Consider the following 12,509-nt stretch of genomic DNA (forward strand, 5'->3'; position numbering starts at 1 on the left):
CATGGCATTCGTTCGCAAGCTCGCCCTCGGCGGGGCTGTTGCCGCGTTGATGGGCACCACCTCGGTCGCCTCTGCCGCCGAACAGGTGGAAGTACTCCACTGGTGGACCTCGGGCGGTGAGGCCGCGGCCCTTAACGTGTTGAAGGAAGACCTGGCCAAGAAGGGCGTCGAATGGCTGGACATGCCGGTCGCCGGTGGCGGGGGTGAGGCCGCGATGACGGCGCTGCGCGCCCGCGTGACGGCAGGCAACCCGCCGACCGCCGTGCAGATGCTGGGCTTCGACATCAAGGACTGGGCCAAGGAAGGCGCGCTTGGCAACCTTGATGAGGTCGCGACGGCCGAGGGCTGGGACGCGGTGATCCCCGGCGCGCTTCAGGAGTTTTCCAAATATGACGGCCACTGGGTTGCAGCGCCCGTGAACGTCCATTCGACCAACTGGGTCTGGATCAACAAGGCGGCGCTGGACGCGACCGGGCTTGGCGTTCCGGCCAACTGGGATGAGCTTGTCGCCGTTCTCGACAAGATGAAGGAAAACGGCATCACGCCCTTGGCCCATGGCGGTCAGGCCTGGCAGGACGCGACGATCTTCGACGCGGTCGTGCTGTCGATGGGCAATGACTTCTACAAGCGTTCGATGATCGACCTCGATCCGGCCGCGCTGAACAGCCCGGAAATGGTCGAGGTGTTCAACCGCATGACCAAGCTGCGGTCCTATGTCGATGACAACTTCTCTGGCCGCGACTGGAACCTCGCCTCGGCGATGGTGATCAACAACGAAGCCGGCATGCAGATGATGGGCGACTGGGCCAAGGGCGAGTTCCTGAAGGCCGGCAAGGTGCCGGGCACCGATTTCGTCTGCATCCGTTTCCCCGGCACGCAGGGCTCCGTCACCTTCAACTCCGACCAGTTCGCGATGTTCAACGTGACCGATGCCGACGCCAAGGCGGCTCAGGCCAAGATGGCCTCCTCGGTCGAAGACCCGGTGTTCCAGTCGGCCTTCAACGTCGTCAAGGGATCGGTCCCGGCGCGGACCGACGTGCCTGACACCGACTTTGACGATTGCGGCAAGAAGGGCATCGCCGACCTCGCCGAAGCCAACGGCAATGGCGGGCTTTTCGGCTCCATGGCGCATGGCCATGCCGCCCCGGCGGCGATCAAGAACGCCGTCTATGACGTCGTCACCGCCCAGTTCAACGGCGAATACGATGCCGAAACGGCGGCGGCGGAACTGGCCAACGCGGTCGCCGAGGCGCAGTAACGCCCTCCTCCTGCGGGGCCTTCTCCCGGCCCCGCAGCCTGACCGGCCCCGGCATGAGGGGGCCGGCACACCCTTCGGGAGGTAACGGGACATGATCGACCGCTTGCAGCAATGGCTGCCCCGGCTCGTGCTTGCGCCGAGCTTCATCGTCATCCTTCTCTTCGTCTACGGCTTCATCGCCTATACAGGCGTCTTGTCCTTTACCGACAGCAAGATGCTGGCGAGCTATGACTTCGTGGGGTTCGAGAATTACGCCAAGCTTTTCGGGCTGACGAACTGGAAGACGGCGCTGGTGAACCTCGCGATCTTCGCGACGCTCTACATCGTCATCTGTTCCGTCGTGGGCCTTCTGATCGCGATCCTTCTGGACCAGAAGATCCGCGCCGAGGGCCTCTTGCGGCCGATCTACCTGTACCCGATGGCGCTTAGCTTCATCGTCACCGGGACGGCGTGGAAATGGTTTCTTGACCCCGGTATCGGGCTTGAGAACATCATGCATCTCTGGGGGTGGGACAGCTTTTCCTTCACCTGGATCAAGGACCGCGATTTCGCGATCTATACGCTGGTGATCGCCGCTGTCTGGCAATCCTCGGGCTTTGTCATGGCGATGTTCCTGGCAGGTCTCAGGGGCGTGGATAACGAGATCATCCGCGCCGCCCAGATCGACGGCGCGACCGGCATCCGCATCTATACGCGGATCATCGTGCCGATGATGCGGCCGGTGTTCCTGTCGGCCTTCGTCGTGCTGATGCATCTGGCGATCAAGGTCTATGACCTTGTGATCGCCATGACCGGCGGCGGGCCGGGCCGGGCGACGGAAATGCCCGCGACCTTCATGTATTCCTACACCTTCACCCGCAACCAGATGGGCATTGGCGCGACCTCGGCCGTCATCATGCTGATGATGATCTTCGCCATCGTCGTGCCTTACGTCTACAGCGAACTGTCCAGAGGAGGCCGGAGATGAGCGGCGGCACCAGTCAGGATGTCGCGATCCGTGGCAACACGGTCACGCGCATCATCATCCATGTCGTGCTGTTCCTGTTTGCGGTCTATTACCTGCTGCCGCTTTGGGTGATGCTCGTCAATTCGGTCAAGCCGCTGGACGAAATCCGTGGCGGCAACATGATCGCCACGCCGCAGCACTGGACGTTCGAGCCGTGGTTGCAGGCCTGGTCGCAGGCCCAGATCGGGGTGCAGGCGACGGGGCTGAAGCCTTATTTCCTGAACTCCATCATGATGGTGGTTCCCGCCGTCGCGATCTCCACCATCCTTGGCGCGCTGAACGGCTATGTCCTGACCAAGTGGCGCTTCAAGGGCGACGGGATCGTCTTCGCGATGCTGCTTTTGTCCTGCTTCATCCCGTTTCAGATCGTGTTGATCCCGATGGCGCGGGTGCTGGGGGTTCTGGGGCTGGCGGGCACCATTCCGGGGCTTGTCCTTGTCCATGTCGTCTATGGGCTTGGCTTCACGACGCTCTTTTTCCGCAACTACTACGCCGCCTTCCCGACCGAGCTGATCCGGGCGGCGCAGATCGACGGGGCGGGGTTCTTCCGCATCTTCTTCCGTATCCTGCTGCCCTCCTCGGCGCCGATCATCGTGGTGTCGGTCATCTGGCAGTTCACGAATATCTGGAACGACTTCCTCTTCGGGGCATCCTTCTCGGACGTCGACTCGGTGCCGATGACGGTCGCCTTGAACAACCTCGTGAACTCCTCCACCGGCGTGAAGGAATACAACGTCCATTTCGCGGGCGCGATCCTTGCCGCCCTTCCCACCCTCATCGTCTACGTCCTGTCGGGCCGCTACTTCGTGCGCGGGCTGATGGCGGGCGCGGTCAAAGGATAAGTCATGGCCTCTCTGACCATTCGCAACCTCAAGAAGAACTACGGCGCGGTGGAGATCCTGAAAGGGATCGACATCGAGATCGAGGATGGCGGTTTCCTTGTCCTCGTCGGCCCGTCGGGCTGCGGCAAGTCCACGCTGCTGAACACCATCGCGGGGCTTGAGGACATTACTTCGGGCGACATCCTGATCGGCGACAAGTCGATCGCCGGGCTGCACCCGTCGAAGCGCGACATCGCCATGGTGTTCCAGTCCTACGCGCTTTACCCCAACATGACGGTGGCCAAGAACATCGCCTTCGGGATGGAAATGCGCGGCGTGTCGAAGGCCGAGCGGGACAAGGCCGTGGCCGATGTGGCGGAGCTCTTGCAGATTTCCCAACTCCTCGACCGCAAGCCGAGCCAGTTGTCGGGCGGCCAACGGCAGCGGGTGGCGATGGGCCGCGCGCTGGTCCGCGATCCGCAGGTGTTCCTGTTCGACGAACCCTTGTCGAACCTTGACGCCAAGCTGCGGGTGGACATGCGGACAGAGATCAAGCGCATGCACCTGCGCATGGCCACGACCACGGTCTATGTCACCCATGACCAGATCGAGGCGCTGACGCTGGCGACCAAGATCGCGGTCCTGAAGGACGGCGAGTTGCAACAGTTCGGTACCCCGGACGAAATCTATAACGACCCCGCCAATGTCTTCGTGGCCGAGTTCATGGGCTCACCGTCGATGAACATGCTGACCGTGCCGGTGGAGGAGGACGCGAAGGGCCTCTTCCTGACCCTGACGCGGGCCGGGGGCGACGCGCTGCGCCTGCCGCTGCCCGCCTCCGCCGCCATGAAGGCCCGCATCGGCAAGCCGGTGATCTTCGGGCTGCGGCCCGAGGCGATGACCGACCCCGCCAGCGCCGACCGGCAGGGGGCGGAAATCCTTGAGGATCAGTTCCTTGTCGATGTGGTCGAACCCGCGGGCGCCGATGTCTTTGCCGTCACGGTGCTGAACGGCACCCCCCTGACCGCGCGGATGAAGCCCTCCGCGCGGGTGAAGGAAGGTGAAATGGCACCCTTCGCGCTGAACCTCTCCCGCGCGGTCTTCTTCGACCCCGACACGCAGGTCCGCCTGCGTTAGGGCGATGGCGGACACAACGCTTTGCCATCTGCGGTCGCGTTTCGGACGGGGGACCGTCCGGGCGCTGTCGGGCGCGCTGGTCGATCTGGAATTCGATCTCGGCGGGCGGGTGATCCGCCCGCTGGCCTCTGCGCCATGGGGCGTGTTGCCGCCGATGGCGGACCCGCAACCCGCCGCCCATCTGACGGCGCTCGGGGGCGAATGGCCCTGTGTCCCCTTCGGCCGCAGTTCCGCCGACCCGGTCAAGCACGGGCATGGCACCGATACCGACTGGCATCTGATCGCGGCGGGACCGGCGCAGGCAACGCTTGCCATCGACTATCCCACGGGCCACGCGGTCCGGCGGCTGGAACGCACCGTCACGCTTTCGGACGACGCCCCGCGCGTGGAATTCAGCCTGACCATCCACGCCACCCGTGCCGCCACGATCCCCGTCGGCCTGCACCCGATCTTGGCCTTTCCCGACCATGGCACCCTGCGCCTGACGCCCGCGGCCCATGGCGCGATCCGCACCGCGCCCGCATCCCTGGCCCCCGCCAACGCCTCCCTTGCCCCCGATCAAGCCATCGGCCCCGACGGCATCGCGCGGCGGCGTGATGGCACCACCACCTGTCTCTGGGATCAGCCGGGGCGGCAGGGCGAGGACCTGATCCTTGTCCAGAACTGCGCGGGAGGTGTGGAGGCCGACGACGGCACCACCCTCACCCGCCTGACATGGGAAGCCAGCGCCCTGCCCCATCTCCTCATCTGGATCGCCAATCCCGGCCTTGGGCAGGAACCCCGCCTGAAGGGCTTTCGTGGCCTCGGGCTTGAACCCGTCGCGGCCCATTTCGACGCCACGCCCGCGGGTCAGGGCCTGACCCTGTCGCCCGACCGCCCGACCATCATCCGCTATGCCATCGACTGCCGACCCAGCCGCCCAAAGGAGCCCCGGCCATGAACCGTTCCGACGTCAACGAAATCCTGCTATCCGCCGACCGCTTCATCCGCTCCTTCGGCTATGTCCTGCCGCCCTTCGCCTACTGGACGCCCGATCAGATGAAAGCCGCCCCGCATGGCGAGATCGTGCGCCGCGCGATGGGCTGGGACATCACCGATTATGGTCAGGGCAGGTTCGAGGAGCTGGGGCTGTTCCTTTTCACCGTGCGCAACGGCCTGACCGCCGACCTGCGGACCGGCGGCGGCATGGTCTATGCCGAAAAGATCATGATCAGCCGCGAGCGTCAGATTTCCCCCATGCACCGCCATTTCCTCAAGACCGAGGACATCATCAATCGCGGTGGCGGCGATCTGGTGCTTGAACTTTTCATGGCGGGCGAAGACGGCACCATCGACCGCGACGCCGAGGTCAGCGTGCTGGTCGATGGCAGCCGCAGGCGGCAGAAGGGCGGCGAACACCTGCGCCTGAAGCCCGGCGAAAGCGTCACCCTGACACCGACGGTCTGGCATGCCTTCTGGGGCGAAAACGGTGACGTGCTGATCGGTGAGGTCTCTACCGTCAACGATGACAGCACCGACAACTGGTTCGAGATGGACATCCCGCGCTACACGAAGATCGCCGAGGATACCGATCCGGTGCATCTTCTGGTGTCGGATTACGCGACCTGGCTGGGCTAAGGCGTTTCGAGCTTGCGTTCGGTAAGTAAGTATCAGAATTTGAACGAAATAAGTTCGAATTCCGATTCAGTGCAAACCCGAAATGCCATAAGGCCGGGGTCAGGCCCCGCCGCCGCGCGTGTGGCTGACAAAGACCCAAAGTGCGTATAGTCCCGCCGCCGCGAACAGCATCGCCCAGCCGGGGGAGCCGAAGACAAGTTCCACCACCGCCCAGAGAAGCGCCAGCCCGACAACCGCGACGCGGACCCAGACGGGCCGGAAGAACGGGTGGTCGGGATCGAGGAGTTTCATGGGCGGGGCCTTTCGGGGCTGGCGCGGGGCGCATGAAGATTGCCGCGTAGCGCTTTGATTTTCAATCGTTCCGGCCGCAGAGGTGCGCGACCGTCCCGCCGAACTCCCCCAAAGTTAACCCCGTCACGGCGTCCCTGTCCATCCGCTTCGCCCAGATAAAAAAACCGCCGCATTCCCTTGCGGGGTGCGGCGGGGAAGTGGCGATTTCCGACATCCGGGCGCTTGGGCTTGGGGAAGCCGCGTGACAGGGGACAGGCGCATATACCGGCGGAGAACCGCGAGGCAGAAAACCGTGAAAAACTCAGATCAGGTTGGGCAGATGCAGCGCGACGATCAGCATCGCGACCAGCGAGGCAACCCCGGCGGCGTCGCGCGCCAGCGTGTCGCGGTTGCGAAGGATGACGGATTTGATGTCCTTGGCCATGCTCTGTCCTCATTCAGATCGTCTTGTTGCTTATTTGTTCTCATATCGGAACCGATCTGTAAAGAACTTTTTAAGAACATTTGCGGACAAAGCGGAACGAAGCGGCTAACCCACGGAAATCAAACGGATCGCGCGGTCCTGTTCCATCAGCCACAGCAACACCCGCGCCGCCTTGCCGCGCGGTGTTTCCAGCACCGGATCGTCGGCCAGAAGCTTGCGCGCGTCCGATTGCGCGACGGCCATCAGCGCCGACTGGCGTTCCAGATCGGCGATGCGGAACTTTGGCAGGCCCGATTGCGCGGTACCGATCAGGTCGCCCGCGCCGCGCATCGCCAAATCCTCCTCGGCGATGCGGAACCCGTCCTCGGTCTCGCGCAGGATCTGCAACCGCCGCTCCGCCGTTTCGCCCAAGGGCGGCTGGTACATCAGCAGACAGGTCGATTCGGCCGCCCCCCGCCCGACGCGCCCCCGCAACTGGTGAAGCTGCGCGAGGCCAAAGGTCTCTGCCCGCTCGATCACCATGATCGAGGCATTGGGGACGTTGACGCCGACCTCGATCACCGTCGTCGCAACCAGAACCTTGCTGCGCCCGGCGACGAAATCGGCCATCGCGGCATCCTTGTCGGCGGGCGGCATCTGGCCGTGGACAAGGCCCACGACGCCCTCGCCCAAAGCCGCGCGCAGCGCCTTGAAACGGTCCTCGGCCGCCGTAAGGTCCACGACCTCACTTTCCTCGACCAGCGGGCAGACCCAATAGGCCTGCCGCCCCTCGGCCACCGCCTGCCTCAGATGGCCGACCACCTCATCGTAGCGTCCGGCCGAGATCAGCGCCGTCTTCACCGGCTTGCGCCCCGCCGGTTTTTCGTCCAGCACCGACACGTCCATGTCGCCATATTGCGCGAGGCTCAGCGAACGCGGGATTGGCGTCGCCGTCATCACCAGCACATCCGCAGCCCCGCCCTTGGCGCCCAGCTCCATCCGCTGCGCGACGCCGAAACGGTGCTGTTCATCGACGATCGCCAGCCGCAGGTCGTGAAACGCCACGTCCTTCTGGAACACGGCATGGGTGCCGACGAGGATGCCGATCCGACCGGAGGCGAGTGCCGCAAGCTTGCGCGCCCTCTCCTGCCCCTTGTCGCGGCCCGTCAGCAATTCCAGCACCACGCCCGCGCTTTCGGCCAGGGGCCGCAGGCTGTCGAGATGCTGCCGGGCGAGGATTTCCGTGGGGGCCATCATCACCCCCTGCCCGCCCGCCTCGACCGCGATCAGCAGCGCGAGGAAGGCGACCAGCGTCTTGCCCGCGCCGACATCGCCCTGCAACAGCCGGCTCATCCTGCGGTCCGAGGCCATGTCGCCCGCGATCTCGGCCACGGCGCGGATCTGGGCGTTGGTCGGGGCGTAGGGCAGCGCGGCCAGAACCTTGTCCTGCAAGGCTTTCGTCCCGACCGTCGCCCGCCCCTTGCCACGCCGCATCGAGGCGCGGGCCAGCGCCAGCGTCAGTTGATGGGCCATCAATTCGTCATAGGCCAGCCGCTGCCGCGCAGGCGCCTCGGCCGCCACATCGGCCAGACCGGCGGGCGCGTGCGCAGCCTTCAGCGCCACATCCCAATCCGCCCACCCCTCCCGCGCCTTCAGCGCCGGGTCGATCCAGTCGGGAAGCGCAGGCACCCGCGTCAGCGCCGATGTAGCCGCCTTCTGCATCACCTTCTGCGTCAGCCCGGCGGTCAGGGGATAGACCGGCTCATGCGCGGGCAGATCGCCCGCCTCCTCGGGGGGAAGCACATGATCAGGGTGGACCATCTGCGCCATGCCGTCGAACAGTTCGATCTTGCCGGAAACCACGCGCCGCTGCCCGGTCGGCAGCAGGCGTTGCAGATAATCGCCGCGCGCGTGGAAGAAGACGAGCTGAAACTCCGTCTCGGCATCGCGGACGAAAACCCGCGCCGGGCCGCCCTTGCGCCGCGCCGGCACATGGGCGCCGACCGTCACCTCAACCGTCAGGGTCGAGGGGAACTGCGCGCCGTTGATCGTGTCGCGGCGGCGGCGGTCGATCACCGCATAGGGCAGCGTGAAGATCAGGTCACGCGGCCGTTCCACCCCCATCTGCGCCAGAAGTTTCGCCGATTTCGGGCCGACACCGTCCAGCGTCTCAACCCCGGCGAACAGCGGGAAGAGGATCGCCGGGCGGCTCATCCGCCGATCAGCCGAAGCCAGGCATCCTCGTCGATCAACTCGACGCCAAGCCGTTCGGCATCCTTCGCCTTCGACCCCGCCCCCGGCCCCGCGACGACAAGGTCGGTCTTGGCCGAGACCGAGCCGGACACCTTCGCCCCCAGCGCCTCGGCCCGCGCCTTGGCCTCGGCCCGCGTCATCTTTTCCAACGTGCCGGTGAAGACGACGGTCTTGCCCGCGACCGGCGATGTCGTCGCCCGCGCCTCGGGCGGCAGGTCGGTCAGATGCGCGGTCAGCTTGTCGATGGCGGCGCGTTCCTGCGGGTTGGCGAGCCCGTCGGAGAGCGACAGCGCCATGACAGGGCCGATACCGTCGGTTTCGACGAGGTCGGTCCAGGCCGATTGCGCCTCGGCCGGGACTGCGGCGGCGGCGATGGCGGCCTTGCGGGCCTCGCTGACACGGGCGCGGCGGGCATCAAGGGCGGCGGCGCGGCGCTCTGCCTCCTCCGCCAGATCGGCGGCGCGATGGGCAAGGGCCGCGGGACGGGCGCGATCCAGCGCCGCGACCAGCGCCGCCCAGCTTCCATAGTGGCGGGCAAGGTCCTGCGCGGCCACCTCGCCCACATGGCGGATACCCAGCGCGAAGATCAGGCGGGAAAGCGGGATATTCCGTTTGTCTTCAATGGCCTGGAAGAGGTTTCTGACAGATTTCTCGCCAAACCCGTCGCGGTTCTTCAGCTTCGTCAGGTTCGCGTCGTCCCGCGCCGCGAGGGTGAAGATATCCACCGGCTCCCGGATCGGGAGGGTGTCGTCGTGAAAGAACATCTCGATCTGCTTCGCGCCCAGCCCCTCGATGTCGAAAGCGGCGCGGGAGACGAAATGTTTCAGCTTTTCAACGGCCTGCGCGGGGCAGATCAGGCCGCCGGTGCAGCGCCGCACCGCGTCGCCTTCCTCGCGCACCGCGTCCGATCCGCATTCCGGGCAGGTCACCGGAAAGACGTAAGGCACCGCATCGCCGGGCCGCTGCGTCAGGTCCACATCGGCGACCTTCGGGATCACGTCGCCCGCGCGATAGACCTGCACCCAGTCGCCGACGCGAATGTCCTTGCCGCCCCGGATCTCCTCCCCGCTGGCCGACCGCCCGGCGATGTAATCCTCATTATGCAGCGTCGCGTTCGACACGACGACACCGCCCACCGTCACCGGCACCAGACGCGCGACGGGCGACAGCGCGCCGGTGCGGCCGACCTGGATGTCGATCGCCTCAAGCCGGGTCCAGGCCAGTTCGGCGGGGAACTTGTGCGCGATGGCCCAGCGGGGGGTGGAGGAGCGGAAGCCGAGCCGGGCTTGCAGGTCAAGCGCGTTGACCTTGTAGACCACCCCGTCGATGTCATAGCCGAGCGTCGCGCGGCCCTGTTCGATCCGGCGATACTGGTCCAGCATCTCCGCCGGTCCGGCGCAAAGGCGGGTCAGCGGGTTGGTCTGAAAGCCAAGCGTGGCAAGCCGGTCGATGGCGCCCATCTGCGTGTCGGAAAGCGGCTCTGACAGCGCGCCCCAGGCATAGGCGAAAAAGCGCAGCGGCCGCCCGGCGGTGATCGTGGCGTCAAGCTGGCGCAGCGATCCGGCGGCGGCGTTGCGGGGGTTGGCGAAGGTCTTGGCGTCCTTCCCGGCCTGCCGCGCGTTCAGCGCCGCGAAATCGGCATGGCTCATATAGACCTCGCCGCGCACCTCAAGCAGGTCCGGCGCACCGGTCAGGGTTTCGGGAATGTCGGCGATGGTGCGGGCGTTGGCGGTGACGTTTTCCCCCGTCTCGCCATCGCCGCGCGTCGCCGCCTGCACCAGACGCCCGCCTTCGTAACGCAGCGACAGCGACAGCCCGTCGATCTTCGGCTCCGCCGTATAGGCAAGCGGGGCGTCCGGGCCGAGGCCAAGGAAATTGCGGATGCTCTTGTCGAAGGCCGCGACCTCATCGGCGTCAAAGGCATTGGCGAGGCTCAGCATCGGGACCGCGTGGCGGGTCTTGGCGAAGGTCTCGGAGGGCGCGGCGCCGACCTGATCGCTGGGACTGTCATCGGCCTTGAGATCGGGAAAGCGGGTCTCGATCGCCAGCAGACGGCGCTTCAGCGCGTCATAGGCGGCGTCCGAAATTTCCGGCGCGTCCTCGGTATGATAGGCGCGGTTGGCCTCCCTTATGGCGCGGGTCAGGGCGGCCACCTCCCCGGCGGCGGCCGCGTGGGTCAGGGTCGCGACGTCAGGACGTTCGGACATGTGGGGCAGTCTCCCTCAGGCAGGCCAGACAGCGATAACGTGGCCCACCCCGCCTGTCCAGAAGCCGGTCAGCTAGCCAAGCCGCAGCCGAAGAAGGCGTGGCGCGACCCGGCCAAGGGGCGGCGGCAGGCCGGTGGCGTCGAAGGGATCGGCCCCCTCGATCCGCCAGCGCGGGAAGGCGCGGGCAAGCGCATCCTCGTCCAGCCCGCGCGGCAGCGGCCCTCGCCGTCCAGGCGCCCAGACCAAAAGGACCAGCGCCGCGCCCGGCGCGGCCAGCGCCGTGATCCCCGCCGCCGCGGCGGCCAGATCGCCGGGCGAAAGCCCGTGCAAAGCACCGAAATCCCAGAAGAAATCGAACATGCCAAGGGCCATCGCCCCTTCAAGACGGGTCAGATCTGCCTGACAGAAGCGGACCGAAACCCCGGACGAGGCGGCCCTTTGCCGCGCCTGGCGCAGCGCACCGGGAACATTGTCGACCCCCGTCACCTGCCAGCCGCGCCGGGCGAGGTCGACCGACCAATGCCCGCGCCCGCAGCCGATGTCGAGCGCCCGCCCCGGCCCGCCGCGCGCGACCGTGACCGCGTCGAAACAGGCCGCGACCTGGCGCGAGGCGACCGGATGGGTCGCCGCCGCTTCCCAGGGCGTCAGCCCCAGACGATAGGCTATCTTGAAAAACAGGCTCACGGCGGCAAAGGATAGTCACCGCCCGGCGCCGTGAACAGCCGTCACGAAAGGCCCCGGCGGTCCCCCGCCGAAGCCCGTGGCATTACCTCAGGCGCCGACGGCGAGCTTGCGCGGTGCCATCTCGCCCATCGGTTCGCGCAGCACATAGCCGCGGCCCCAGACGGTCTCGATATAGTTCTCGCCGCCCGTCGCCTCGGCCAGTTTCTTGCGCAGCTTGCAGATGAAGACGTCGATGATCTTCAGCTCCGGCTCATCCATGCCGCCGTAGAGATGGTTCAGGAACATCTCTTTGGTCAGCGTGGTCCCCTTGCGCAGGCTCAAAAGCTCAAGCATCTGGTATTCCTTGCCGGTCAGATGCACCGCCTGCCCGTCCGCCTCGACCGTCTTGGCGTCGAGGTTGACAGCGATCTTGCCGGTATGGATCACCGATTGCGCATGGCCCTTGGACCGGCGGATGATCGCATGGATGCGCGCGATCAGCTCTTCCCGGTGGAACGGCTTGGTCAGATAGTCATCGGCGCCGAAGCCGAAGCTGCGGACCTTGTTTTCGGTGTCATCCGTCCCGGTCAGGATCAGGATCGGTGTGTCCACCTTGGCCATCCGCAACTGGCGCAACACCTCATGCCCGGTCATGTCGGGCAGGTTGAGGTCCAGGAGGATCAGGTCGTAGTCGTAAAGCTTCGCCAGGTCGACGCCCTCTTCGCCCAGGTCGGTGCAATAGACATTCAGGTTCGCGTGGCCCAGCATCAGCTCGATACTGCGCGAGGTGGTCGGGTCGTCCTCTACCAACAGAATTCTCATCTGGCGTACTCCACATTAATCCCTCGATCAC

The 12,509-nt window shown here is 66.0% G+C and carries 12 protein-coding genes; 6 read left to right on the forward strand and 6 right to left on the reverse strand.

Features of this window, described 5'->3' with window-relative positions:
- The first annotated feature begins 1 nt into the window (after position 1).
- The 6 genes from LX70_RS01640 (at position 2) to LX70_RS01665 (ending at position 5,839) form a co-directional block, all read left to right on the forward strand.
- The gene (locus LX70_RS01640; RefSeq protein ID WP_105512788.1) at positions 2 to 1,258 is read left to right on the forward strand and encodes an ABC transporter substrate-binding protein; all 1,257 of its coding nucleotides are present in this window, start codon (positions 2 to 4) and stop codon (positions 1,256 to 1,258) included.
- 91 nt (positions 1,259 to 1,349) lie between these two features.
- Positions 1,350 to 2,225, forward strand: coding sequence for a carbohydrate ABC transporter permease (locus tag LX70_RS01645; RefSeq protein ID WP_105512789.1), 876 nt, complete (start codon positions 1,350 to 1,352; stop codon positions 2,223 to 2,225).
- Entirely contained in the window at positions 2,222 to 3,106 is an 885-nt protein-coding gene (locus LX70_RS01650; protein ID WP_105512790.1) for a carbohydrate ABC transporter permease, read from the forward strand. The genes LX70_RS01645 and LX70_RS01650 overlap by 4 nt, the downstream gene beginning before the upstream one ends.
- A gap of 3 nt (positions 3,107 to 3,109) precedes the next feature.
- Complete coding sequence (locus LX70_RS01655; protein WP_105512791.1) at positions 3,110 to 4,222, forward strand: ABC transporter ATP-binding protein; 1,113 nt, start codon at positions 3,110 to 3,112, stop codon at positions 4,220 to 4,222.
- 4 nt (positions 4,223 to 4,226) lie between these two features.
- Positions 4,227 to 5,162 (forward strand): aldose epimerase family protein, encoded by a 936-nt coding sequence (locus LX70_RS01660; RefSeq protein ID WP_105512792.1) that lies wholly within the window; start codon positions 4,227 to 4,229, stop codon positions 5,160 to 5,162.
- Positions 5,159 to 5,839, forward strand: coding sequence for a D-lyxose/D-mannose family sugar isomerase (locus tag LX70_RS01665; protein WP_105512793.1), 681 nt, complete (start codon positions 5,159 to 5,161; stop codon positions 5,837 to 5,839). The genes LX70_RS01660 and LX70_RS01665 overlap by 4 nt, the downstream gene beginning before the upstream one ends.
- A gap of 99 nt (positions 5,840 to 5,938) precedes the next feature.
- On the opposite strand, the gene LX70_RS01670 is transcribed toward LX70_RS01665, so the two are convergent.
- The 6 genes from LX70_RS01670 to ctrA all read right to left on the reverse strand — a co-directional run bounded on the left by LX70_RS01670 (position 5,939) and on the right by ctrA (position 12,478).
- Positions 5,939 to 6,130, reverse strand: a complete 192-nt coding sequence (locus tag LX70_RS01670; protein WP_105512794.1) for a hypothetical protein — start codon at positions 6,128 to 6,130, stop codon at positions 5,939 to 5,941.
- Positions 6,131 to 6,431: 301 nt separating this feature from the next.
- A complete protein-coding gene (locus LX70_RS21010; RefSeq protein WP_281260422.1) occupies positions 6,432 to 6,554 on the reverse strand; it encodes a hypothetical protein in 123 nt (40 codons plus the stop codon).
- A 105-nt stretch (positions 6,555 to 6,659) separates the two neighbouring features.
- Positions 6,660 to 8,747, reverse strand: a complete 2,088-nt coding sequence (recG, locus tag LX70_RS01675) for an ATP-dependent DNA helicase RecG (protein WP_105512795.1) — start codon at positions 8,745 to 8,747, stop codon at positions 6,660 to 6,662.
- Positions 8,744 to 10,993: an NAD-dependent DNA ligase LigA gene (ligA, locus tag LX70_RS01680; RefSeq protein ID WP_105512796.1), complete on the reverse strand. Its 2,250-nt coding sequence runs from the start codon at positions 10,991 to 10,993 to the stop codon at positions 8,744 to 8,746. Before ligA ends, recG begins: the two co-directional genes overlap by 4 nt.
- 72 nt (positions 10,994 to 11,065) lie before the next feature.
- Entirely contained in the window at positions 11,066 to 11,677 is a 612-nt protein-coding gene (locus tag LX70_RS01685; RefSeq protein ID WP_105512797.1) for a class I SAM-dependent methyltransferase, read from the reverse strand.
- An 87-nt stretch (positions 11,678 to 11,764) separates the two neighbouring features.
- Positions 11,765 to 12,478, reverse strand: coding sequence for a response regulator transcription factor CtrA (gene ctrA / locus LX70_RS01690; RefSeq protein ID WP_105512798.1), 714 nt, complete (start codon positions 12,476 to 12,478; stop codon positions 11,765 to 11,767).
- Positions 12,479 to 12,509: the final 31 nt, after the last annotated feature.

Source organism: Albidovulum denitrificans (assembly GCF_002973535.1).
GTDB classification, from domain to species: Bacteria; Pseudomonadota; Alphaproteobacteria; order Rhodobacterales; family Rhodobacteraceae; genus Albidovulum; species Albidovulum denitrificans.

Bases quoted from the DNA above. Each gene is read 5' to 3' on its own strand.
- LX70_RS21010 (WP_281260422.1), bottom strand. From the start codon at position 6,554: ATGGCCAAGGACATCAAATCCGTCATCCTTCGCAACCGCGACACGCTG.
- LX70_RS01665 (WP_105512793.1), top strand. From the start codon at position 5,159: ATGAACCGTTCCGACGTCAACGAAATCCTGCTATCCGCCGACCGCTTC.
- ctrA (WP_105512798.1), bottom strand. From the start codon at position 12,478: ATGAGAATTCTGTTGGTAGAGGACGACCCGACCACCTCGCGCAGTATC.
- ligA (WP_105512796.1), bottom strand. From the start codon at position 10,993: ATGTCCGAACGTCCTGACGTCGCGACCCTGACCCACGCGGCCGCCGCC.
- LX70_RS01640 (WP_105512788.1), top strand. From the start codon at position 2: ATGGCATTCGTTCGCAAGCTCGCCCTCGGCGGGGCTGTTGCCGCGTTG.
- LX70_RS01655 (WP_105512791.1), top strand. From the start codon at position 3,110: ATGGCCTCTCTGACCATTCGCAACCTCAAGAAGAACTACGGCGCGGTG.
- LX70_RS01650 (WP_105512790.1), top strand. From the start codon at position 2,222: ATGAGCGGCGGCACCAGTCAGGATGTCGCGATCCGTGGCAACACGGTC.
- LX70_RS01660 (WP_105512792.1), top strand. From the start codon at position 4,227: ATGGCGGACACAACGCTTTGCCATCTGCGGTCGCGTTTCGGACGGGGG.
- recG (WP_105512795.1), bottom strand. From the start codon at position 8,747: ATGAGCCGCCCGGCGATCCTCTTCCCGCTGTTCGCCGGGGTTGAGACG.
- LX70_RS01670 (WP_105512794.1), bottom strand. From the start codon at position 6,130: ATGAAACTCCTCGATCCCGACCACCCGTTCTTCCGGCCCGTCTGGGTC.
- LX70_RS01645 (WP_105512789.1), top strand. From the start codon at position 1,350: ATGATCGACCGCTTGCAGCAATGGCTGCCCCGGCTCGTGCTTGCGCCG.